The following is a 24,753-nucleotide window of genomic DNA, read 5'->3' as shown; positions in this document are numbered from 1 at the left end:
GTATTTATATGGAGTTATTAATGACAGGCAGCGATATTCGCAGACAGTTTCTAGAGTTTTTTAAAAAGCATGATCATCAGATAGTAAGAAGTTCATCACTTGTTCCGGTGGAAGATCCTACTTTACTATTTACAAATGCAGGAATGGTTCCATTTAAGCGGACTTTTCTTGGAGAAGAGAAAAGAAGCTACGTAAAGGCGGCAAGCTCCCAGAAATGCGTGCGTGCCGGCGGAAAGCATAATGATCTTGAAAATGTAGGTTATACGGCAAGACACCATACTTTTTTTGAAATGCTTGGAAATTTTTCCTTTGGTGATTATTTTAAAGAAAAGGCTATTGAATTAGCCTGGGATCTTCTTATAAACGGCTATAATCTCCCGGCAGAAAAACTATGGGTTTCGGTTTATCTTGATGATGATGAAGCATATAATATCTGGAATAAGAATATCGGTGTTTCGGAAGATAAAATTGTAAGATTGGATGATAAAGATAATTTCTGGTCAATGGGAGATACCGGTCCCTGCGGTCCATGTTCTGAAATACTTATTGACAGGGGGGAAAAATATAGCTGCGGGAAGCCTGATTGCAGAGTAGGTTGTGAATGTGATCGTTATCTTGAAATATGGAATCTTGTTTTCATGCAGTATGAAAGGGATGCTTCCGGGAAATTAACTTCTCTGCCCAAACCCAGCATTGATACGGGAATGGGGCTTGAACGAATTGCAGCAGTAGTGCAAAATGTCCCTACAAACTATGACACGGATCTTATTCTTCCTATCATAAAGAAAACCGAAGAATTATCACAAAAGAAGTTCGGAAGTTCTTCTGTGTCGGATGTTGCTATGAAGGTTATAGCCGATCACAGCCGGGCCACGGCTTTTCTTATATGCGACGGAGTCCTTCCGTCTAATGAGGGAAGAGGATATGTACTTCGAAGGATAATGAGAAGGGCCATACGCTACGGGCGTAACATCGGCCTGGTAAAACCTTTTTTACATGATACTTCTAATGTTGTTATTGAAAATATGAAAGAGGCCTATTCTGAGTTTGGTGGAGCAGAGGCATTTATTGCAAACGTTATAAAAAATGAGGAAGCAAGGTTTTCGGAAACACTTGATAATGGATTAAGACTTTTAAATGATACACTTTCGGAAATCAAAGCAAAGGGTTTAAATACTATTTCCGGAGATATCATATTTAAGCTTTATGATACCTATGGTTTTCCACCTGATATTGTAAAAGATGTTGTAAGAGATGTTGTAAGGGATGAAAAACTTTTTCTTGATATGGACGGTTTTAATGCGGCCATGAATAGCCAGAAAGAAAAATCAAGATCGGTTGCAAGTTTTACCGGGATAACAGAAGCATATAAAAATCTTTCGGCAAACCGGCTTATCCCTAAGTTTTTAGGCTATGATAAACAAACATGTGATTCCAAAGTTCTTCTAATAGTTGAAGATGGAAAGGAAATATCTGAAGCTGTTTCCGGCAAAAATATAGAAATTGTTACCGAAGAAACTCCTTTTTATGGTGAATCGGGCGGTCAGGCCGGAGATTCTGGCTTAATATCCTCAAATAATCTTGAGATTGAAGTTGCAGATACGATAAAAGATCCGGCCGGAATAATTATTCATAAAGGTAAAATACTTTCCGGCAGCGTTTCAAAAGGCCAAACCGTTACTCTGACCGTTGATAATAACAGGCGAAATGCTACAGCGCTTAATCATACTGCAACACATATTCTCCATAGCATATTAAAGCAGATTTTAGGTGATCATGTAAAACAGGCCGGGTCATTTGTATCTTCCGAAAGACTTCGTTTTGATTTTACCCATTTTTCACAGGTTGATTCTGATACGCTTGATAAAATTGAAATGCTTGTAAATGAAAGAATCAGGGAAAACGCACTGACTTGCATAGAAGAGATGGATGCGGAAAAAGCCTTTAAAACAGGAGCTACCGCTCTGTTCGAAGAAAAATACGGTGATGTTGTAAGGGTAATTTCTCTTGGAGAATTCAGCAAGGAGCTTTGCGGCGGAACACATACTGATAAAACCGGAAATATCGGTCTATTTAAAATTATAACTGAATCAAGCGTTGCATCAGGAGTAAGGCGTATCGAAGCCTTAACCGGCGAAGCCGCCTTAACTTATGTTCAGCACAGCATTAAGACTTTGCATGAAACAGCCCGTATTGTTAAAGAAAAACCTGAAGCATTGCCACAAAAAGTAGAAAAAATGCTTTCCCAGCAAAAAGCTTATGAAAAGGAGCTTGAAAAAACAAAAGCAAAAATCGCCTCCCGTGCAACCGATGAAATCGATACTGAAATTAAATCAATAAACGGGGTAAGTGTTCTTGTTAAAAAAGTATCCGCAGAAAATCCTGCTGTATTAAGAGATCTTGCCGACAAATTCAGGGATAAAATAAAATCCGGTATAGTTGTTCTCGGAAGCGCAGCAGACTCCAAAGTATTTCTTATAGTTGTTGTTACCAAAGATCTTGTAAAAAAATATCATGCCGGAAATATAGTAAAACAGGTTTCGCCTGTAGTCGGAGGCGGCGGAGGCGGAAGACCCGATATGGCCCAGGCCGGAGGAAGTATTCCGGAAAAACTGGATGAAGCTCTGGCCGGAGCTTATGATGTTATCGGTGCAATTGGATAAGATGGTTTGTAAAGTTGGTAAGTACTTCTGACCCGAGGTTAGTCAATTTCCCAGTGTTTTTCATGCTTTTAAAAAAACCATATTGTAAAAAACAAAACCATGATATATTTGGATTGATTAATGGGCAATGACCCATTATTATAAATAGTTAAGATGATGACATCGTTTGACCTGTAACAAGGAGTATGAATATGAAAAAACGTATTTCAATTGATTCCAAAATCTGTCACGGGCAAGCATGTATCAAGGGTACAAGAATTCCTGTTCATCAAATAATTCGCATGCTGGCAAATGGGGATAAAATAGATGACCTTCTCGAAGATTATCCGTCATTAAAAAGGGATGATATATATGCTTGTCTGGATTATGCAGCTTCACTGGCCGAAGAACAAATAACACCTATTGAACACGCTGTATGAGAATATTTGTAGATGAAAATATTCCGTTGGTGACTGTAAGGGAGCTTTGCGAACAGGGTTTTGATGTTATTGATATTCGTGGAACCGAAGATCAGGGAATAACGGATGAAGCTTTATGGAAGAAATCGCAAAAGGGAAAATGTCTTTTAGTTACAACGGATAAAGGTTTTTCAAATTACCGGGAAGAACCGCACCATGGAATTTTGATTATATGCCTTAAACATCCCACACGGGAAAAAATTCACAGAAGTGTTATGCAGGCAATTAAAAGATATGCTGAAAAGGAGTGGCCCGGTCTTATGGTTGTCATTCGAGATGCTGTCCAAAGTACATGGAAGTCTCACAATAGAAAATAAAAGAGCAGGAGCCCTGCTCCGTGAGGAGCTGCGAAAGCCGCTTAGACAGACTCATCCTTCTCTACAAACCGCTTTCTATAAAGAAACCATATAAAGCATCAATTTGCTCTATTATTCCTGAGTAAAAGAAATTAATTATTATTTCAAGAAATTGAAAGGTATTAATGCAAGGAAAATACAACTTCATAAAACTTCAAAAAATAATACTACGGAATTTCTCTTTATATAAAAAGAAAGGAAAGGTATATGAAGTTAATGAAGAAATTAACGAAGGTGTATATTGTCTCGCTGGTGCAAATGGATTGGGTAAAACCACTTTCCTCAATTCAATTAATTTTGGCTTGACAGGAATTGTATTGGAACCTGACAAGGAAGTTTATTCACCTGGCGAAATTATTACCGCTAATAAGCGTTACACCGAAAGATATTTTTTAGGAAGGATAAACAAAAAGGACGAAGAAAAAGCCGAGATAGAAATTCTTTTTAAAATAAACGAAAAATATTTCAGAATAATCAGAGGATTTTTTGAACGTGAAGAACTCCGTCTTTTGGAAATTTTTAGTAAAAATGGTGATAAAAATATCTCACATTTCAAAACTAAAAGTGAAAGTCCCAAAGAACTCAATAAGTATTACCAAAAATTATTAGCATCTGAAATTGGTTTCGCCAATTTTGACTATTTTATTTTTTATCAGCTTTACGTTTTGACTTTCGATGAAAACAGGAGAATGATTTTTTGGGACGACAGAGCTTCTTCCCATGCTTTGGCTATTGCTTTTAATTCTGAACCCGATGATGCAGATAAAATTTTGGACTTAACAAGAAGAATGGAGAAACATGAATCAAATGCAAGAAATTTAAAATGGCAATCTACTCTGGCGAAAAATAAAATTGAAGAACTCATCCAAAAAACAAGAGGCAAAAAAGTATCTGACATTGAGAAACTTGAAAATGAGTTTAGTAAACTTCATAAGGAGTTAGAAAAGATAGAGAGAATATACGGCAATATAGAAATTGAGTATGATACTATGCTGAAAAGGCAAAGCCATCTTAATTCTGAAATAATGCAGTTTAAAAATGAGCATGTACGATTATTTTCTCGTTATTCAAGACCACGTTCACAGTTGCTTGAAAATAGCAATATTCAACTTTCAATTAAAAAACAAGAATGTTGTTTATGTGGCTCTATTGGTACTCACATCGTTGAAAGCATTGAAAGAAGCATTCATAAAGAGAAGTGCCCATTGTGCAACACCACAATAAACGAATCGAACAATGCCGAACAGAATAAACTTTTAAAACTTATTCAAAAGAATGACGAAAAGATATTTTCTAAAAATTCTGAATTAGAAAATCTAATTCTTGAAGTTAATGGGAAAAAAAATGAACTCGACAAAGCTGAAATTGAGTTAAACAAGGCAAAAAAAAAGGTAGAAGATTTTACAGAAGATAATCCGGATATTTCATTCAAAGGAACAGGCAACAAAAACATTGACGCACTTATTGACCAATACAGAAGCCAATATGATTTAGCTGCTAAAGAAGCAAAAAATGAATACGGTAAAAGGGACAAATTGAAACCTGAATACGAAAAGCTTTTAAAAAGAGTTGAAGCATCATACAAAGAAGCTGAAACAGTATTTGTGCCAACTTTCAAGAAACTTGCAAAGAGTTTCATAGGTTTTGATTTGAACATTCAACCCAAACGAAGTAATAAAACAATAAAATTAGTTTTGGAACTTCAGGATACTGCCCGGACAGATTCGTTTCAACTTTCAGAAAGCCAGCGTTTCTTTTTAGATATTGCTTTGCGAATGTCGCTTGCAATCTTTCTTTCGGGAAAAAAGGACGGTGCAACAATGATGGTTGATACGCCGGAAGGTTCACTAGACATTGCTTATGAAAGCAGAGTTGGAAATATGTTTGCTGAATATGTATCTATTTATAATCAAAATTTATTAATGACTGCTAACATAAATGCATCTCAACTATTATTGTCACTTGCAGAAAAGTGTGGAAAAAATAAAATGACATTCAGACAAATGCTGGAATGGACAGACCCTTCGGAAATTCAAAAAGAAGGTGAACATTTATTTAAAAAAGTATACGCTAATATAGAAATTGCCTTAAACAAAAAGAAATAAATTATGACCGACCAAGTAACACCGGAAGCATTTTTTGACAGTTTATCTTTAGCTCACAAACTTGATAATTTTTTAGATGGTTTTAAGCTTGAAGAGATACAGTTATTCTCTTATTTTTCATCATTCCTATATTGTTACTCTGGTAATTCTATAGCAACATGGCCGCATAGATATACCGCCGAAAACGGTTTCCCTTTTTCTGATTCAATTAATACCGCTATTATGCGTCACCTTCAAAATGGGCTATTTGAAAATAAAGGTGAATACTACACAATTTCTGGAAGGGGAACGGATGAATTTAACAAATTCAAAAATCTATTAAATTTCACAAAAAGAGAAGAATTATTAAATGCAGCTTGCACAACTGCCATTCTTATCCCATATACTCAAACCGTAAGGGCGTTATTAAATGAGCCGAACTTGAAAAAGCAAATAGAGTTACAAAATAAGGCATGGCTTGACCAAACGAGTTTTTATCCCCGGTTTAAAGAAATTAGTGAGGCTTTAGGTATTAAAACTCAAGATTTGATAATCCCGGCTGTCACACTGATTAATTCTTTAGAATTAGGGTAACAGTAAATGCAAGATAAAGAAGAAATAATAAGAACTCTCTCAGATCATTATATCGCTAAAGTAATGCGTGCTTTTGGTAATGTTGACCCAGCAAGTAAAGCGCTTGAAGTTGTTGCCAAATCTTTAAACGAGATTTACAGGTACTTTGAACCTAGCTTTTTCAAAGGTGATTTTTTCGTTTGCAAAGATTTAAATGACCAACCATGTTTTGACGAATCAAAGGGGGCACTTCTATATGATAAGAATATACTTTTGAATCGCACTGGTGGCTTATTAATCATTCAAGTTTTTACTGATAGTAGTAAAATGATTATTTGGGAAGATCAAGATCCAGATGAATTATTTAAACAGACCAAAACACTAATCTATCACTTCAATAATAACAAAGAATATTTTTTTGCCAATGGATCAAAAATAGATATCACTATTTATAACAAGGGTAGTAGATTCGCTACTCAGTTCAATGATTTGGTTCAGGCTTTATGCCATTATTCTAAATCTAAAATTCTCAAATCTACTTGTAAACATTTTTCTGATTCGTGGGCAGATACCAAAAGACTTTTCTTTAAAGGAGGGGGTAGCGGGAGCAACATTCCTGAAAAATTTATGCAATTGTCTTTGCATGAATTTCTAAGCACTTTTTTTGCAAGAGGGATTTCAATGGAATCGTCAAGGGAATATAATGTTGTTGGAGATTTAAGTAAACCAAAACCAGTTGATATTAAAATTCAGTGGCGTGAAGCAAACAGAACAGCTCTTATTGAAATAAAATTTATTGGAACAGTTAAAAAAGAAGCTGATGGAGAAATATATACTCATGGTGACCCACGAGCAAATCAGGGAATAGCTCAACTTAAAGAATACTTTGACACTGCATCCTCAGACGCACCAACGACAATTCTGAAATCATATTTAGTCGTTATTGATGGCAGAAGGAATAATTTGACTCCTGACAAAACAACAATAAACACTGCCGATGGTATGTGTTATAAGGATATTGATATTGTTATTAATGAGGATAAAAAATTCCATGAATCAATACTTGGTTTTGAAAAACCAATAAGAATGTTTGCAGAACCAGTGTGCTCATAAATATATTATGCACGAAAAACTAAACGATAATTTTATTCTTAAAAACGGTGGTTATTCAAATTACGAAGATACAACGAATTTACCAAGACATAGGTGGTATTATTACAAAGAGGGCTTTTCACCTACCTTAGTTGAGAAAGCAATTGAGCAAACGGGCGTGGCAAGAGACGATTTAATTATTGATCCGTTTAATGGCAGTGGCACAACAACTTTAACTGCATCGCTTCTTGGACACAAATCAGTAGGAATTGAGGTTAACCCCTTTACTTCATTTCTTTCAGATGCAAAAATCAAGAACGCAGAAATTTCCCAACTGAATAGATTGGAAAACAAATTATTGAAGTCTGTTGAAACAGGAAAACCCTCTCCTCTTTTGGGATTTTCAACCTTTTCTGAGACAGAAAAACTTGACAAATGGCTATTTAATAATGATGTCTTAAATTCTTTTGAAGGTGGTTGGAAACATACATATTCTATTACAGGATCAAATGTTCGCAAGTTGATTCGACTTGCATTAATTTCAGCAGCAATGCAAAATTGTAATGCTAAAAGAGATGGTAAATGCCTTCGCTATCGCGACACTTGGAAAAAAAACAGGTTTGATAAAGAGTCATTTCTTAGGGCATTGATACAAAATCTATCAAACATAAAGTCTGATATTCAAGAGAACCCCATTCACATAAAATCAAAAATTCTCAAAGGTGATTGCAGAAATATCTTGAAGACCTCAAATGAATTAAAGAACTTTAAACTTTGCATTACATCACCACCATATCTTAATACATTTGACTATACAGACATATACAGACCTGAACTGTTCTTAGGTAAGTTTATTAAAAGCAGACAAAAACTGTATGACTTAAGACTTGAAACAGTACGTTCTCATGTTCAGGCAAAGTGGCAGGAACCAATGATTGATGACTTTGGGATACTTTATGAAAAGACAATGATCCACATCAATAAAAATAAAGAAAATCTCATGAGCAAATATATTCCGCTGATGATTCAGGCTTACTTTGAAGACATGTTAAATGTTTTGAATTTATTAAAAGCTAAAGCAACAAAAGATTCTCAGATTTGGTTTGTCGTTTCTAATTCAGCTTATGCAGGGCTTGAATTGCCTGTAGATTTAATTATTGGCGACATTGCTACAAAAGCAGGCTGGTATTTAAAGGAAATTGGTGTTCTAAGATATGTAAAAAAACGTAAAACTAAATATAGTCCCGACATAAAAGAACTCAGAGAAAGCGTAATAATTTTATCTAGTTCTAAATTTTAAATAAGGGGGCAGTAATCATATAGTATTGTGGCTCTTTATGTGTAAGCGTATAATTAACAACAATCATAGAGCAAAGACGATAAGTTTTTTTTGGTCGATTTTCTGGGGCAGCAGCTTTTCATAGTCAGTAGTGGTTTTGGCAAGCGGTAGGTATTTGAATATGTATCGCAAATAACTGTACGGCTCCAATCTGTTTGCTTTTGCTGTTTCTATCAGGCTGAAGAACATTGCACTGGCTTTGGCACCCTCTCGGATGGCCTGAAAACAACCAGTTCTTTGATTGAGAGCATAACTCATAGCTTATCCAAGTAAACCTTTTGGCGGGCATCGATAACTTCTACAAGTTTTCTGCGTACGTGTGACCAGCATCCAACAAGAATTATACCTGTTTTCCGGTCAAGAGCATCATAGCCTGAATACGCATCTGTCTGTACATATCCATTGTAGTTGCCAAGCAAATCGTCCGGGATTTTCCCGCCCCCCCTTTTTTTGGAGGCATCATGGCATAGTCTGAATTGTTTGTGAAGTTAGGGTTAATTAAGCGCTTACGATTGTTTCCACAGTTTCTATCCCTGACTGGTCATTTTAGAAAATACAGCCAGAGCAGAAACGGAATGAAGGCAATGATTCCTTCCATAAGCATACTGTGTCTAGTGTATGGGTATTATTTTCTATAATCTTTGGATAAGGTAAATATATACCGGCATTTGAATGCTATATTTTATTGTGTGAAACTTTCTCTTGATCTCGTTATTATTATATTCACCTAAAAGTGGAGAGAGATAAAGACAGCCGTTGGCAGGACGGTCAGAAATGTTTTCATTTATAAAGTCTTGCATGGAAATTAAATGAGATGCTGGTAGTTGTGACCCTATGATCAAATTTCCGGTAATTTCAATACTGCTGTATTTTCTGTTGATTTCCATCATACGCAAAAAAGCTTTTTTCGAATCATCAGCTTTTACGGGTTTGCCGATTAAATCGAGTGTTGTTTGGTCGAAAGATTCAAAGCCTATATTGATATAAGTGTGAAACGGGGAATCATCCAGTATGCTGAAAATCTTTTCATCAGCGTTAAGTAATGAAAAGATGCTGCCGAACAAATAAAGATAATTATCAAGCATCACGGTGTTCTTTACGAGTTTATAAGATTCGCTTATTGCAAATGCCATAATACTTTCCTTGGCAACCAGAGCATCATGATTGCCGAGAAACACTGAATTATAGTTGATAATATCTTCGCCGTAAAACGCTCTTAATTCATTTATCTGCCGGGCGATATCCGCTTCGCTTCGTATATTGATTTTTTCATTGGATTTGACCGAGCAAAAATCACAGTTGTATATGCATCCGTCTGCGATAATAACAGGGATCACATCGTAATCCGAATGCCTGGTGTCAGGCGGAAGCACAGATATAGGGCTTTTAATGATACTGTGAATATCGGGTTCGGGCAAGCCGGAATTATTATTAATTATTTTATTAAGTAGTAATATATTTTCCGAATAAGCCGGTTCATCGATAATATCCTTTAAATTTCGTACAAAGAATTGGAGGGAGTCAAGGGCATCTATGACATATTGGCTTTCAAATGGCCTGTAGCCGAAAATCGAGTTGGAATTATAATCGGGGCATACTGTATAGTATTCGCCTTCATATGCATAAGCATTGCTATAGCCCATACCTGCAGTATAAAATACCCAGTCATTTCCTTTTGTGCGTTTCAGCCAGTCTTCACGAGACCAATTGCTATGGTGCTTTCCGCTGATTATTTTTGCCTTTCCGTTTAAATCAAAAATATATTCATAATCTTGTGTTCTAATCCTTATATAATTTCCGTAACGGATTGGATGGGTAGCCTTGCAGTATTGATCCAGACCTGACTCTATTGAAACGGAGAAGTTATTTGGCTTTGAAGCACACTTGGCTGGCATAAAAATATATCAGTTTGTTTAAAATTTAAAGTATTTTCGTAAAACACAAAGTTGTAATGCTATCATGATAGATTCTTTTTAACTATCAGTAACTACAGTAAAAGTCAACAAGAACAAAGGGGCAGGACAAGGGTAACCGCATTTGGAAATAATGGTTTTGTGCAAGCATCCTAAACCGTCATACCGGACTTGATAAGCCAGCCCCGGCTGGGGTATCCAGCAATGAAATTGTTAGCGCTTATGCTTCACTACGTGTCACTTCGTGCTCTGCCTTCGAGACTGTATCGTAATTCATTTTTATGTCATTTCGAAGCGAAGTGCGAAATCTTGGTTTATGTAAATTCAGCATTTCAAGATTCCTCACATACGTTAGGAATGGCATTTTTTCTAATTGTGACACAGTCTCTTCGCATGAACTTGTGCAGAAAAGAAAAATGTATTATATATTTGAAAATGATGGAGGGGATAAAATGAAAAAAATAACAATAATATTTGTTTTAATTATATTGTGTGTCTATCCGGTGTTTGCGGATGAAAATGTCTACTCATGGACAGATGATAAAGGCGTCAAACATTTCGGTAACCAAAAACCACATGATGGTATAAAATACGATAAAACCAAAGCCATAAAAAGTTCCACCGAATCCGAAAGAATCCGCCCTGGGTACACAGCTCTGGTAGAAGATGCCAAGAATCTGGTTCGCCAGCATAAGCTTGAGGTCGATCAGGAAAAAATCAGAAGGGCTGAAGAGGAAAAGCAAAAGGCCGAAAAAGAGAAATTAGAGAAAAAAATAGCAGAGCTTTCTGATAAAATTAAAGAAATTGAAAACAGGCCAGTTGTATACTACCCGGTTAAACCCGTCATCGGACGAGGCCATGTGCAAGTCCATAAACAGGGCTATCAACGGAATGCTAATGCTCCAGAAGACAGGCATACTAAACGGCAAAACACAGCGGAGCAAAAAGAACCCAGGAAGTAAAATCGAGCGGGCAGCGTTCCCCGATGTCTGTTCCCTTCAAAGGAGACAGCCTGGGTGAAGACTTATACACTGGTGGTGAAGAATAAAGTGCGGCTCTGGAATCTCTGAGCAGGGAATAGGCAGTACTGGGTTTATACCCATATCGTTTTGCAGTCTCTTCTATTGAATCTCCGTCAATAATAATAGCTCGAATCAACTCATACTGTTTTTGTCTTGGAGAAGCAGGGTTTTTGAAAAAGTCGGTCAGGTCGATTGAGGTATCAATTAGGTTTTTTTTTGTTGTTTAGTCGTCTGTGATTCCAAAGTTAAATAATAATTTTAAAAGCAATAATGGCTCAAATTGCCATTATTTTATAGCTGGAATGGTCGAATATTTAATTGTAAAAATCAATAGCGGATTTTGGGGAAACTCAGATATTGACGGAAGCATATATTCTGTGCATATTAAAGAGCCAGTTTCAAAACGCCCCATTTTGGCCGATCTCAGCGTTGGGCTAAAATTTCAATCCTCGAAATACTATATGTATTCCTGTGGTTGAAATTTTCTCACGCCTTGAGCTTGACCAAACTGAAACGTTTTGAAAGTGGCTCTGAAAAATAAAATATATGCATATGGGAAAATATCCATATTTATAGGGTTCGAATGACTGTTTTAATAATGGCGAGGCAGTTTGTCATTTATTTATTGATAAATGGATGCATGAAATTTCGCTGAAATTACTTCCAAAAACAATATAAAATCCGCTATGAAAGCTCACAATAATAAAAATACCTCTTTGGTTTATTCAACAGAGTTTGGCAAAATGTGTCCTGCCTGCAATAAACCTGTAGCGAATTGTATTTGCCGGAAAAAACAATCCATTCCTAAAAGTGATGGCATAGTAAGGTTAATGAGAGAAACAAAGGGGCGAAAAGGAAAAGGTGTAACCTTGATAACCGGCTTGCCTTTAGATGATGAAAATCTGAAAAATATTGCGAAAGCCCTTAAACAAAAATGCGGTAGCGGGGGCAGTGTAAAGAACGGAGTAATTGAAATTCAGGGAGATCACAGGGATATGCTGGAAAAAGAATTAGGTGCACTTGGCTACAAAGTCAAACTTGCCGGAGGATGACTATGAAAGGAAAAGATATGAAAAAAAACTTCCTTGCTGTTTTTGTTTTGTTTATTTTTTTGTTTGGCTGTGGAACAGTTTTTGCGACCGAACAGCATGAAGAACAAGCGTTAAATTTTGTGGTTATGGGTGATAACCGTCCGGCAAATGAGTTTCGGCCGGAACAACCGTATATATACTACAAGGCGGTTAACAAGGCTGTTGAACTTGATCCTGTACTGATACTTAATACCGGCGATCTTGTTTTGGGTTATGATGCTGACTCAGAAAAAAAGGCAGAGAAAGAATTTGAGGATTTTGAGAAAGTAACTGCGCCGATACGGGAAAAGAATATTCCTTTGTACATTACAATGGGAAACCATTCAGGTTATACTAAACAAGCCAGAAAAGCATTTGTAAAACGATATATAAACAAGGAGACCGGAACGCTTTATTATTCGGTTGATGTAAAGGGTTGTCATTTTATCATATTATGCAGTGAACTTGAGAGTGAAGAGGCCCTGATTACGGGAAAACAACTTGAGTGGCTGAAAGAAGATTTGAAGGGGGCTGAAGGTAAACATATTTTTGTACTGCTGCACAGGCCTTTATATCCGAAGATAAAACATCTGGAGGATTCATTGAACAAATATCCGGAAAAGCGTGATGAACTTGCCGGTCTGCTAAAGCAGTACAATGTTGATATAGTATTTGCCGGGCATGTGCATGTATATAATTTTTCGGTAGTTTCCGGATTGAGCCAGATAATTGCCGGAGGCTCCGGTGCTCCGCTGGCCGGTACTTTAGAAGATGGGGCATTCAGTCACTTTTTTAATGTTATCGTAAACGGAGATGATATTGATTATCGTTTGCTTGTCTTTCAGGATGAAGTTGAGCAGGCCGAACAGCTTTTGAAAGAGGGTAGGGTACAAGGAGCATTAAGCATGGCAGAAAAAGCAATAGAAATTCTTCCTGATCATCCTATGCCGCATATTGTAGCCGCTGTGGGATACAAATCAAACGGGCAGACATTGGAATACAATGCAGAGATTGCAAAACTTCTTTCGATTTTAACAATTGATGAAGAAGTATTGTTCAGGCTTGGAGAATTTTGCTTAAGTGCTAAACAGCTTGATCTTGCAGATTTTTATCTTTCAAATGCTTTGGCTGTGGATAACGGTTCTTTTAAGATATACTATCATTACGCTCAATTGAAAAACGAGCAAAAAAAATATCACGAGGCTCTTGATATGTATAAAAAAGCATTGCCGCTTACTGATAACGATCATCGCATAGATGAAATCAATAAAATAATTAAAGAAATAACACAACTGATATGAAGTAAAAGAGCAGCAAGTTAAATAAAATAATGGAGGTTAACATATGAACGATTTTTCCAAAGCCGATTATTCTTCACTTGACCAGCCGGAGATATTGGCGCTTCTTTTTCATCCAAGGCCGGATTGGGGAGACTCTTTAACATTTTCAAAAGATGTGGAAGATATATTTATTCCTGTTGAAAACGGCATATCTATTGGAGCGAAACTGCACAGCGCTGAAAAATCTGCTCCCGTGATCCTTTATTTTCACGGAAACGGTGAAATCGTTTCAGACTATGATGACTTAGGTCCTGTATATACAAAAATAGGTTTCAACTTTCTTCCTGTGGACTACAGGGGTTACGGTCGCTCAGCAGGAACTCCTACAGTTACAAACATGATGCGCGACTGTCATGTGATATTCGAATACATAATGCAGTGGCTTAAGCAAAAAGACTATTCCGGGCCGATAATTGTTATGGGAAGATCTCTTGGGAGTGCTTCTGCTCTTGAACTTGCCGGACATTATCAAAATGAGATAGACGGTCTTATAATAGAAAGCGGATTTGCCAATGTCCTTCCGCTGTTAAGTCTTATAGGAGTTGATATCCACAGGTTGGGAATCGATGAGAAACACGATCTTCATAATATAGATAATATGCGAAATTTTGCTAAACCGGTACTTATCATACATGCCGAATATGATCATATTATTCCCTTTAGTGCCGGGCAGGCGCTTTTTGATGCAAGCTCTTCACCAAACAAGAAATTTCTTAAAATACCGGATGCAGATCATAATACTATTTTTGCAGTAGGGATGGAGATGTATCTTAAAGAAGTAAAAAGGCTGGCAGACGAAGTTATAAAAAAAAAGGAGTGATAGTATTATGGAATGTAAAGTCGATAAGAATCTCACAACATGTAACTGTAGTTATGAGCCTTGTAAACGAAAAGGCTATTGCTGCGAATGCTTGAAATATCATCTTAAAAGCAGACAACTGCCCGGATGCTGTTTTTCCGCTGATGCGGAAAAAACATATGACAGATCTTTTGAACACTTTGCGCGTTTGGTAAATGAAAAAAAGATATAAAGTATTACATTGCCCAGATGATCACAGAACTGCTGTAAGAGTTTTAAATGGCGTTTTCTTATTTATTATAATCCTATTAATTACTGCCTGCCCTGTTTATTCGGAAGAAGACAAGGCGCAGGAACATATGCTGGAAGAAGTCAGTGTTACTGCTACACGCTTGAAAAGACAAACTCTGGAAATCCCTGCCAGCGTGGAAATTGCCGATGAAAATGAAATAGAAAATACCCGGATGTTCAATATTAAGGAGGTTCTGGAAGGAATGCCAGGAGTACTGATAGAATCTCCGAATCAGGGGTACGACTCCCGGCTAATTATCCGTGGGTCGGGTCTGAAGGCCCGGTACGGTGTCAGGGATATCATGGTGCTTATGGATGGTGTGCCAATAACCGACCCTGACAGTTTTACACGTCTGGATTTCATAGACACACAACTGATCAAGCAGGTCGAGGTGGTCAAAGGCCCGAATTCAACCCTGTGGGGAGCCAATGCGGCAGGCGGTGTGATCAATATCATCACCAAAAGCCCTTTTGAGCGGGAAGGCGGGATTGCTAAACTTGGCGTTGGTGAATCCAATGCCTTTAATGGTCATCTGTCTTTTTCCGGCAATACAGGAGATATGTTCTATTACACTGTCAGTGCCAGCAGGCGTGAAACCGATAACGACTGGCGCAGATGGAATGAGTTTGAGAGCACACAGGGTTCGGTACAGGCATCCCTTATGTTTGAGGACGGATCGACCCTTGAAAATTATTTCGGTTATACGGACGCATCCATTCAATTGCCGGGCAAACTGGATCAGGACATGTTCAAAGAATACTTAAAGACCGGTAAAGCCAGGGAGACCGAAGGGCCTTGGCAGTATTCCGGCCGGTATTCGGAGATCTTTTTCTTTTACTCAAGATGGACCAAGCAGATAGGCAGCGTTGAACTGCAACCGGTTTTTTTTATCAATTCATGGAATCATCGCCATCCTGTGACCGGGAGAATCAACCATGCGGATACTAATACCTACGGCATGGACCTACAGGCCAATCATTCCCATCAACTTGCAGACAGGCCCGGAACCCTGACCTTTGGTGTGACAGGCCGGTTTGATGATCAGGAAACTGATTATTACAAATACGCACAGTATGCCACCGGATTCGGGGGCCGGATTACAGAAGTACTCTCCGATACCCGTGGCGAACTTATTGAAACTCAAGACAGAAAAACGGATCTATACGGTATTTATGCCCAGGAGTCATTTCAACCCACCGACCGGTGTATCATGGATCTGGGCTTACGTTACGATGAGGTGAAATTCGACATTACCGGTTCCAGATCAGAAACCTTTGACTATTCTGCCGGAACTTACATTCTGGCTTCTGATCCGGAAGATATTGATAAATCCTTCAGCGATTTTAGCCCCCGGTTGGGAATTTCCTATAAGCTGATTGAGGGTTTGAACATCTATACTCAGTTTTCCAGGGGCATCCAGACCCCAACCGAGAGCGAGTTGAGCGAGAACCCTGAACTGGATACGGTCAAAATCTATAATTATGAAATAGGCTTAAAGGCGCGTCACCCGCGCTGGTCATTGGATACGGCCTTTTACTTTTCCCCGGTTAAAAATGAAGTTGTTCAGGTAATTGGAACCGGCGGTGAAACGCAGTATGTGAACTCAGGAAAAACGAACAAAAAAGGGTTTGAATTTTCCTGTTACTGGTTTGTCACACCCGCGCTCAAAGTTGGAGGTGCTTATTCTTATACGGATTACACCTTTGATGAATTTTCCGAACCGATCAATGTGAATGGGACGGTAATCAATCTGGACACAAACGGCAACACCTTGCCATTTGTGCCGGAAAATCAATTCTCTTTTTCCGGCTCCTATCGTCATCCGTCCGGTTTTCGATTCAGAATTGAAACCCTTTATTGGGGTTCCTATTATATAGATAATGCCAATTCCGAAAAATACGAAGGCTACGAATTCGTTACCAACGCCATGATTGCCTATGAAATCGGATCAATCGACATAAGTCTTGATGCGCGCAATCTGTTTGATGAATTCTATGCTGTTGAGGTACAAAAAGATACACGGGGTGTTATTCGTTACACACCGGCGTCTCCCCGGACTCTTATGCTCCGCTTAACTTGCAAATTCTAAAGGTTAACAAATGCGATACAAAAAAACCCTGGTGTTTATACTTTCTGCCGGGCTTTCACTTTTTGCCGCCGTTTACCGGTGGGGCGATTCCGGCCATGCCATAGGGCTGATTTCCGAACGGGGAGGAAAAGCCCGGCACCCATCCTACTATACAGGCGGTAAAAAGCGTTATACACAGATTGTTACGGCAAAAATTCTGCCTCCTTATCATGGAGATGCACGGGTGGTTCTGGAAGGGAGTTTGCCCATGAATTATGAACTTTTTTCGGCGGAACCAATTGTGGATATGGGTTTTCGCGATAAACCAAGATTTCAGGATAATATCTTCTATGATCTTAAACCTGGAGATCGCATTTCCCTTTGGCTTGTTATGAGACCTGTATCCGGCAAAAACAAATTAACGGACCCAAACCATAAAACAGTTGGCAAAAAATATTCATTGGCATTCTACGATACCGGGTCCGGTAATTCCCTGTTGCGCGTCCCAATTATCTTTAAGGAAAAGGAAAACACAGATGAAACCGTTTACCCGCACTGAAAAGGGTTTTATGACAAGGTATAGGTTTGCGATTATGCTTCTGTCTCTTTTCTTGTTTTTGCCGCCCTTATCCTTTGTTTTCCAATTTACAGCAGACAGCAATTTTTGCGGCACATGGTGTCCCCGTATGTTTTTTGTCTGGCGCAATGGTATATCAGCAAGTGCCTATTTTGCAGGATATCTGAGAAGTTATATGGGAGTTGCCCTGGTGTTTGGGGTTCTGATATCCACCTTATTTTGGGGGCGTTACTGGTGCAGCCACTTATGCCCGGTGGGCGGGGCTATGGAGTTGGGAAGCCGCCTAGTTCCACGGTTTCTTAAAATCGATTTTTCCAGGATTCCGGCACCGGCCTTCCGGTACGGGTATTTGTCCGTATATTTTTTAGCGGCGGCATTTGGAATCGGCAGTCTTTGCTGTAACTACTGTAATTTTGCCACAATTCCCCGAATGTTTGGTGCGGCCTTTTCCCCTGCGGATCTTGCCTACTTTTTCAGGACGGCAGGAATCATCAATCTTGGTTTAGTGGTTTTACTTGGATTTCTGGCAAAAGGAGGAAGGGGATACTGCAATTTGCTATGCCCCATTGGAGCGCTGGATGCCCTTTCAAACCGGTTTGGCCAACGGTTTGGCAAAAGATTTTTTATATCTGCCGAAAAATGTAATGGCTGCGGCAAATGCAAAGAAGTATGTCCAGTCTGGGCCGTTGAGATCAATGATACGGCACGTATCGACCATCTTTCGTGTATGCCCTGCGGGAACTGCTTAACGGCCTGTCCTCAGGGCGCTATTACCTTTGGAAAGGTGGAGCCAGGATTGTTGAGCCGCGTGCCGGGGGGGCAAACACATAAGCGTTAAGTCAATTAAACTATAGCAATTATATGAAAGTAATTTGAATATCGAATTTAGAACAAGGAATAATGAATGTCGAAGGAAGATAAACGGTATGATATCGAGGATCGTTTTTATTGATGAACTTAATAAACTAACTTAGCGCTTATGTGGGTTACACAGCCGCCCTCCATTTTACAGGATAAACAGATGAACGCGGATAAACATGAATTTAAAGCTTTAACCCGGAAGAAGATCAAGGAAACGTTCCTGTTCGGAGTGCTCGGCGCTTCAAGCGGTTTGGCCGGTCTGGCGGCTTTGTCTAAGTGCAATGGCGGGAATTGCTCATCCTGTTTAGGATGCGGCGGCATAGGTCTGGCTGTTTTGCTTGTTACCGTTGGTTGCAGATGGTTTAAAAAAAAGGAGTGAAAGCGAATGTATAACCTCCGATCTGTTGATAAACAGAAACATCTGGAGGTGGAAATGTGTGCCAATTTTCCAAAGAACCAAAATGGGTAACCTGGCCATTTAGCAAAATATGTTTTACCGCATCGCTTAATCCGGTATTGGCATAAAGGGCTTTTTCTATGGCTGTTTCAATTATCTTGGTGTCATGGTCCTTGTTACAGCATTAATACGGAGATAAAATCTTTAACACCTTTTGTAGCTCCCTGCTTTTTTATGAAAAGTTCTAAAAGCCGTTCCAGACAGTTCGGCCAACTGCTGCGCCATTGCCGGATAGGACGTGCCGAGAAAAAGGCCTGGGGCCTTTGTTGGATCAACTCCAGATAATGGTCCGGCTTAAGGCTCCACTGAAGACGATGAAGGCAAACAGTTTATCGCCCCTTTTCCTGAAGGTGTTACAAAAGCAGTTCAATATGGGATGGGTCTCAAACACATTCTGTCTATATGTCACAGTTTCAGCTTATCCCGTATAACAGAATACTATACTATTTTGCCGATCAGCTGAATATACCGAGTGCAACGCCCATAATTTAATCAGAAAATGGGCGGAGTTTTTCTTGTAACAGGGCTAAATGATTCGATACCTCTGGGTGGAGCTTTCTTTATGGTGTTTATACGTTATTTATTTTATAATAATCCGTTGAAGGGGGTGCTTCATACTAAATCATTCTTTATCCAGTTTAAATATATCATCAAATATATTAAGCAGTTGCAGCGTTTGCTCGCTTATTTTCAGACAGGCATTATTGATACCGTAAAACAGTATGCTAAGCCTGGTTTTTGATTCGTTACAGCAAATTCTTTCCACTTGTTTGTGGTCAATATCTTCAAGAAATTGTTTAAGCGCCACATAATGAGCCGCAATTTCTCGATAGCGAAACGTTTCACGGTTAAGCAGAATACGGGAGGTATCGTCAAGCAGCAACTCAACAAATTTTTGTACCTGTTGAAGTTCTTTTTTCTGTTCAGGCAAGAGACCTGAATGCTGGTTTGAAGTATGCACATGGCATCTAAGTATCATATCGCGCAGACTCTCGGCAATTTCCTGCAATGCGGAGACAACATAGGAATACTTAGCGGCGTTTTCGTTTTTAGCTTCATCTTGCTGCAATAGCCGCAGCGTCTTAAATATGTTAGCCACTATAATATTGGACCATGTCTGAATTTTGCTTGTTCCACTACGCAATTCCTTCAATTGCTTACGATCCTGGGTAAGAATGCCGTCAAAACATAAGGTCAGATTTTTCCGGACTATTTTCAAATAACGCCCGGTATGCTCAAAACAAGTCCGCTCGGCAAAATTGGCATCGGTCACTCTCTTCAAATCCAACAATTCCAGCTCTTCAACCGCTTTTTCCCTGTGGCCATGAATCTTGAAATTTCTGAAGATTATAAGTCCAACCACAGACAATAATAGAACAATAGCTGCCCATTTGTTAGTGTAAGAAAGCACAAAGGCAAAAATTAATGATATAGTAAATGCACTAAAGGCGGTAAAAAACCATCCGCCAATAACGGTCAAAACTCCTGTAACCCGATAGACGGCACTTTCAGAACCCCAGGCCTGATCTGCCAGAGATGCGCCCATGGCGACCATAAACGTAACATAAGTAGTTGAAAGGGGAAGTTTCATGCTGGTTGCCAATGAGACAAGGGCGCTTGCTACTACAAGGTTGACACTTGCACGGAGTAAATCAAATTCAGGAATAGCACCATTATATCCAGCAACGGGCTGAACATTGCTTGCATCAAATCTTTTACTGCACCATAAGCGCATAGATTCCGGGCAAATTTTGTTTGAAGTATTTATTACCCAGATTACCGTTCGCACCATAATGCGGGATAATCGGGATGTATCAAATCTTTCAAGCCCTTCATCCTGCCGGCTTAAGTTAACCATGGTTTTGGTAACTGAACGTGCTTTGCGGGATAACCATAGCGTAAGCACCATAATACCCCCGGCGCCCAGAAGAAAAAAAGTATTGGTATGAATTTGATTTTGCATTGCTGCCATAGGAATGGTTAAGGGATCGGTGCTGGCTTTGGCCAGTGTAAATGCATGATATCCGGCTAAAGGAACGCCGATAAAATTGACAAGGTCATTTGCGGCAAAGGCCATGGCAAGAGCAAAAGTGCCGGCAAGAACAATGAACTTTAGAATATTAAATTTTGTAAATAAAGTTAAAAATTGGGCCAGTAATGCAAAACCTATAAAACCATAACCCAATATATTCCAGGTATGGGTTTTAATCCACACAACCATATCGGGACTCATGAAAGATGCCCCTTTTGCGCCCTTGATTAAGATAAAATATATTATCATCGTAAGGGCAAGACCGCACCATACTCCACCATAGCGGCGCAACCTTTTTTCATAATCAAAGGTAAAAGCCAGTCGTGTAACAAACTGGGCTAACGCTCCACAAATAAATGCTATAAACACAGAAAGCAGTATACCCGATATTATGCTCAATGCCTTTGCTGTATTTATATATTCCAAAAGTGCCATCAAGCTCTGGTCATTGTGTGTGATCTTTACAATAGATACGGCAATGGCCGCTCCAAGCAGCTCGAAAACAATGGAAACTGTTGTGGATGTGGGTAAGCCGAATGTGTTGAAAATATCAAGAAGCAGTATATCGGTTATCATAACAGCAAGGAAAATTGTTATTAACTCAGGCATAATAAAGTATTTGGGATGAAATATCCCTTTTCGGACTACCTCCATCATACCGCCTGAAAAAGTAACACCAGCAAGTATGCCAAGACTTGCCACAATCATAATTATATGCCTGGGAGCCACACGGGAGCCAACTGATGAATTAAGAAAATTAACTGCATCATTGCTGACACCAAAAATTAGATCCATACTTGCCACGGCAAACAATATGCCTACCGCAAATACATAGATTTCCATATAATTATCCGTATAATATTTATAATATATTTTTAATTACAATAGGTTGTATAGTGAAAAATCAATTTGATCAGCTAAAGCAAAAAGAAAATGATCTACAAATCACATTTATAATTTTTTGGGTATTGTTAGGGAAATATTAGAATAAAGTAAAGAATAAAATTTATTTATTGGAAAGAAAAAAACGAGTTTATAAAAGGTTTTTTTAAATATATAAGATAACTTGTAAATATAGAAATCAAATATGACATCATCCCTGAAATTTGAATTAAACTGGCAGAACAATGATATTCTTCATAACGATATTTTTTATGTCGATCTTAAAAAAAATGTGACCTTCTTTGCCGTCGGACGTAAATCATTTTAAAACGATAATTTGTATTATCATTTATTTTTATTCCGGGAGTGAAAATTAAGTAAAAAAACAAATCTAATTTTAACAAAAAGGAGGAGAGTCATGTCAATTTGGCGTAAGTCAACAATTTTAGTATTGGTTGTTCTGTTCTGTAGTGCAAGTATTGTTATTGCCGGGGATCAGGATCGTGATCGTACCAAAGGTCAGGATCGTTTAAAGGACGGCTCCTGTCAGACAGATTTAACAGATAATTATATCGGAAAACTTTATGCTGCCGACAGAACCCGTGATCGTGACAAAGACCAGGATCGTTTAAAGGACGGCTCCTGTCAGACAGATTTAACAGATAATCATATCGGAGAACTCTATGCTGCCGACAGAATCGGTGATCGTACCAAAGACCAGGATCGTTTAATGGATGATTCCTGCCAGGATTTCACAGATCGCAATGCCGGTAATTTGTTTGCTGCCACGAGAACCCAAAATCGTACAAGAAGTCAGGATCGTTTAAGAGACCAGGATCGTTTAAAAGACGGCTCATGCAAGGGATGATTTCATAATACACCAAGAATTTAGGGTGTTGTCTTTTAATTTGACATGCGGGTTCGCAATCTTTTTGGAGCCCGCTTTTTTATTATCAGTACAGCTCGTATTTAACCAGCCTGCCGTCAAGGCCGCCGGCTTTGACCGGTTTTTTCCATGATGCTTCCAGCCCGATGTTTTTGATATACTTTCTATCTCCAAAAAAAATAAAAGCATTCGAGCCTTTGCATTTTTGTTTTAAAAAATCACCAAGATCTTTATAAAATATTTTAAGGTTCTCGTCTTTTCCCATTCGGATGCCGTAAGGTGGATTGGCAACAATGACATGATTCTCAAGGGATGGCAGTTTTCTAAAGTCTGATCTTTCAATGCTTACATTCTTTCCGTAATGAAGCCCCATAAGGTTTGTTTGCGACATGCTGACAGCTTCCGCAGACACATCACTTCCCGCAATCAGTCCTTTCGGCAATTCTATGATGTGACCGTCTGCCTCATTTTTTACCTGCTTCCAGACAGAGTTGTCAAAATCGGGCAAAAATTCAAAACCGAATCGAGTCCTGAAAATACCGGCAGGAATTTTACTATAATGCATGAGCGCTTCACACAAAAGAGTTCCCGAACCGCACATAGGATCATATAAAGGATAAGAACCATCCCATTTACTAAGCCGGATAATTGCGGCAGCCACAGTTTCCTGCATAGGAGCCGAAACGGTTTCTTCTCTGTATCCTCTTCTGTGAAGCGCACTGCCTGAAGTATCGAATCTTATTACTGCTTCATTGTTTCTGATATTAAGGTTAAGCTGGATATCCGGATTACTTACCGACACATTCGGGCGCATGCCGGTTTTTTCTTTGAAATAATCTGCAATTGCATCTTTAAGGCGCAGGGCCGCGTACTTTGAATGTGAAATGGCGCTATTGGATACATTGGCTGATACGGCAAAGGTATTGCCGGAAGATATAAAATCTTCCCAATCTATCTGTTTGGCTTTCTGATATAGCGTATCGGTATCATTACAAGCATATGATATTAAAGGAGCGAGGCAGCGTGAAATAAGCCTTGTCTGATAATTAATTCGATAAAGTATTGATTTATCAGCTTTAAAATAAACTCCGCTGTAATCAGGACTGATATCTTCGGCGCCGAGTTCGGATAGTTCCTCCGCGCCGGCTTCTTTTAAGCCATCGGCTATCTGGGCAAGATAACGGCAATTCTTTTGATACTGATATACCGTTGTTGATTGCCGCTTTTTTCTTCTGATGCATTTGATCCGATTGGCTGGTACCATTTTCACTGCTTTCGTATCATACGAATTTGGATGCAACCTGGTATCAGTTGGGTACGAAAAGAATGATCGAGATATTTCTTGCTCATTTCAAACCTTTTGCAGTATTAGTTGTTATATGTATGGATAAAACATTTCCTTGGCGCATTAAAATACATTGCAAGACTTTAAGTGTAAAATCAACTTAAATTATAGACATAAAGAATCAGGTCTGCAAAATGGATACGGAATATAAAAGCAGAACACAGAAAAAAAATGAAGACCGTGCATTACAGAGTCTTGGCGAACAGTTGGTAGCTCTGCCTTTCAGCCAGATTGAGAAAATGGATCTACCGGAAGAGCTTCTTGCTGCTATTAAATCGGTACGCAAAATAAAAAGCCATGGTGCCCGGCGTAGACAGATTCAGTATATCGGAGTTCTTATGCGGCAAATTGATCCTCAGCCCATCGAGAAAGCCATAGATCGCATTCGGTCTGGCATACATAAGTAACCTGGTATTGGAAGCACACTTCTTCCTCGATAAGTCATCGGAATAGTATTTCCCCGCTATTATTGGATAATTTATCTGCAAGATGCTCCAACAAAAAGATAGTCAGTCTGAAAAACCCTGTGAATAAAGCCGATTTATTAATATATTAAAAAATAATAATAATTTAGCTTGCTATTATATGTAAACATGCTTATTATACAGTATCAATTAAATCCTGTCGCAAATTAGTGAGAGGGT

The 24,753-nt window shown here is 38.7% G+C and carries 23 protein-coding genes; 18 read left to right on the top strand and 5 right to left on the bottom strand.

Going from position 1 to position 24,753, the window contains the following annotated elements:
- The first annotated feature begins 20 nt into the window (after window positions 1-20).
- From alaS to KKC46_01795, 7 genes are all read left to right on the top strand, one after another.
- The gene (gene alaS / locus KKC46_01825; GenBank protein ID MBU1052548.1) at window positions 21-2,663 is read left to right on the top strand and encodes an alanine--tRNA ligase; all 2,643 of its coding nucleotides are present in this window, start codon (window positions 21-23) and stop codon (window positions 2,661-2,663) included.
- A 185-nt stretch (window positions 2,664-2,848) separates the two neighbouring features.
- On the top strand, window positions 2,849-3,082 hold the full coding sequence (locus KKC46_01820; protein ID MBU1052547.1) for a DUF433 domain-containing protein: 234 nt from the start codon (window positions 2,849-2,851) through the stop codon (window positions 3,080-3,082).
- On the top strand, window positions 3,079-3,438 hold the full coding sequence (locus tag KKC46_01815; GenBank protein MBU1052546.1) for a DUF5615 family PIN-like protein: 360 nt from the start codon (window positions 3,079-3,081) through the stop codon (window positions 3,436-3,438). The genes KKC46_01820 and KKC46_01815 overlap by 4 nt, the downstream gene beginning before the upstream one ends.
- Window positions 3,439-3,602: 164 nt before the next feature.
- Complete coding sequence (locus KKC46_01810; GenBank protein MBU1052545.1) at window positions 3,603-5,582, top strand: AAA family ATPase; 1,980 nt, start codon at window positions 3,603-3,605, stop codon at window positions 5,580-5,582.
- A 3-nt stretch (window positions 5,583-5,585) separates the two neighbouring features.
- On the top strand, window positions 5,586-6,155 hold the full coding sequence (locus KKC46_01805) for a hypothetical protein (GenBank protein MBU1052544.1): 570 nt from the start codon (window positions 5,586-5,588) through the stop codon (window positions 6,153-6,155).
- 6 nt (window positions 6,156-6,161) lie between these two features.
- Window positions 6,162-7,247: a hypothetical protein gene (locus KKC46_01800; protein MBU1052543.1), complete on the top strand. Its 1,086-nt coding sequence runs from the start codon at window positions 6,162-6,164 to the stop codon at window positions 7,245-7,247.
- A gap of 7 nt (window positions 7,248-7,254) precedes the next feature.
- Window positions 7,255-8,526, top strand: coding sequence for a site-specific DNA-methyltransferase (locus tag KKC46_01795; GenBank protein ID MBU1052542.1), 1,272 nt, complete (start codon window positions 7,255-7,257; stop codon window positions 8,524-8,526).
- 63 nt (window positions 8,527-8,589) lie between these two features.
- Here the strand turns inward: KKC46_01795 and KKC46_01790 are convergent, their stop codons facing one another.
- The 3 genes from KKC46_01790 to KKC46_01780 all read right to left on the bottom strand — a co-directional run bounded on the left by KKC46_01790 (window position 8,590) and on the right by KKC46_01780 (window position 10,460).
- A complete protein-coding gene (locus tag KKC46_01790) occupies window positions 8,590-8,823 on the bottom strand; it encodes a transposase domain-containing protein (protein ID MBU1052541.1) in 234 nt (77 codons plus the stop codon).
- Window positions 8,820-8,996 carry an IS66 family transposase gene (locus KKC46_01785; protein ID MBU1052540.1) on the bottom strand — a complete coding sequence of 59 codons (177 nt, stop codon included), beginning with the start codon at window positions 8,994-8,996 and terminating at the stop codon, window positions 8,820-8,822. The genes KKC46_01790 and KKC46_01785 overlap by 4 nt, the downstream gene beginning before the upstream one ends.
- A 201-nt stretch (window positions 8,997-9,197) precedes the next feature.
- A complete protein-coding gene (locus KKC46_01780; GenBank protein MBU1052539.1) occupies window positions 9,198-10,460 on the bottom strand; it encodes a radical SAM protein in 1,263 nt (420 codons plus the stop codon).
- 470 nt (window positions 10,461-10,930) lie between these two features.
- On the opposite strand from KKC46_01780, the gene KKC46_01775 reads away from it, so the two are divergent.
- From KKC46_01775 to KKC46_01735, 9 genes are all read left to right on the top strand, one after another.
- Complete coding sequence (locus KKC46_01775) at window positions 10,931-11,440, top strand: DUF4124 domain-containing protein (GenBank protein MBU1052538.1); 510 nt, start codon at window positions 10,931-10,933, stop codon at window positions 11,438-11,440.
- Window positions 11,441-12,186: 746 nt separating this feature from the next.
- Window positions 12,187-12,552 carry a translation initiation factor Sui1 gene (locus tag KKC46_01770; GenBank protein MBU1052537.1) on the top strand — a complete coding sequence of 122 codons (366 nt, stop codon included), beginning with the start codon at window positions 12,187-12,189 and terminating at the stop codon, window positions 12,550-12,552.
- Between the two features lie 2 nt (window positions 12,553-12,554).
- Window positions 12,555-13,871: a metallophosphoesterase gene (locus tag KKC46_01765; protein ID MBU1052536.1), complete on the top strand. Its 1,317-nt coding sequence runs from the start codon at window positions 12,555-12,557 to the stop codon at window positions 13,869-13,871.
- Window positions 13,872-13,914: 43 nt separating this feature from the next.
- Complete coding sequence (locus KKC46_01760) at window positions 13,915-14,730, top strand: alpha/beta hydrolase (GenBank protein MBU1052535.1); 816 nt, start codon at window positions 13,915-13,917, stop codon at window positions 14,728-14,730.
- A gap of 7 nt (window positions 14,731-14,737) precedes the next feature.
- Entirely contained in the window at window positions 14,738-14,941 is a 204-nt protein-coding gene (locus KKC46_01755) for a cytosolic protein (GenBank protein MBU1052534.1), read from the top strand.
- Window positions 14,925-17,090 (top strand): TonB-dependent receptor, encoded by a 2,166-nt coding sequence (locus tag KKC46_01750; GenBank protein ID MBU1052533.1) that lies wholly within the window; start codon window positions 14,925-14,927, stop codon window positions 17,088-17,090. Before KKC46_01755 ends, KKC46_01750 begins: the two co-directional genes overlap by 17 nt.
- Before the next feature lie 10 nt (window positions 17,091-17,100).
- The gene (locus KKC46_01745) at window positions 17,101-17,628 is read left to right on the top strand and encodes a hypothetical protein (GenBank protein MBU1052532.1); all 528 of its coding nucleotides are present in this window, start codon (window positions 17,101-17,103) and stop codon (window positions 17,626-17,628) included.
- On the top strand, window positions 17,606-18,484 hold the full coding sequence (locus KKC46_01740; protein MBU1052531.1) for a 4Fe-4S binding protein: 879 nt from the start codon (window positions 17,606-17,608) through the stop codon (window positions 18,482-18,484). The genes KKC46_01745 and KKC46_01740 overlap by 23 nt, the downstream gene beginning before the upstream one ends.
- 183 nt (window positions 18,485-18,667) lie before the next feature.
- Window positions 18,668-18,886: a hypothetical protein gene (locus KKC46_01735; protein ID MBU1052530.1), complete on the top strand. Its 219-nt coding sequence runs from the start codon at window positions 18,668-18,670 to the stop codon at window positions 18,884-18,886.
- A gap of 700 nt (window positions 18,887-19,586) precedes the next feature.
- On the opposite strand, the gene KKC46_01730 is transcribed toward KKC46_01735, so the two are convergent.
- The gene (locus KKC46_01730; GenBank protein MBU1052529.1) at window positions 19,587-21,839 is read right to left on the bottom strand and encodes an inorganic phosphate transporter; all 2,253 of its coding nucleotides are present in this window, start codon (window positions 21,837-21,839) and stop codon (window positions 19,587-19,589) included.
- 457 nt (window positions 21,840-22,296) lie between these two features.
- Between KKC46_01730 and KKC46_01725 the strand changes: the two genes are divergently transcribed.
- Entirely contained in the window at window positions 22,297-22,746 is a 450-nt protein-coding gene (locus KKC46_01725) for a hypothetical protein (protein ID MBU1052528.1), read from the top strand.
- A gap of 85 nt (window positions 22,747-22,831) precedes the next feature.
- Here KKC46_01725 and KKC46_01720 read toward each other — a convergent pair whose 3' ends face one another.
- A complete protein-coding gene (locus KKC46_01720) occupies window positions 22,832-24,028 on the bottom strand; it encodes a class I SAM-dependent RNA methyltransferase (GenBank protein ID MBU1052527.1) in 1,197 nt (398 codons plus the stop codon).
- Window positions 24,029-24,243: 215 nt separating this feature from the next.
- On the opposite strand from KKC46_01720, the gene KKC46_01715 reads away from it, so the two are divergent.
- Window positions 24,244-24,516 carry a DUF615 domain-containing protein gene (locus tag KKC46_01715; protein MBU1052526.1) on the top strand — a complete coding sequence of 91 codons (273 nt, stop codon included), beginning with the start codon at window positions 24,244-24,246 and terminating at the stop codon, window positions 24,514-24,516.
- The last annotated feature ends 237 nt before the right edge of the window (window positions 24,517-24,753 follow it).

It is taken from the genome of Pseudomonadota bacterium (genome assembly GCA_018817425.1).
GTDB lineage: Bacteria > Desulfobacterota > Desulfobacteria > Desulfobacterales > RPRI01 > RPRI01.
Note: the sequence above shows the minus strand (reverse complement) of the source record. Positions and strands in the feature narration are given on the sequence as shown.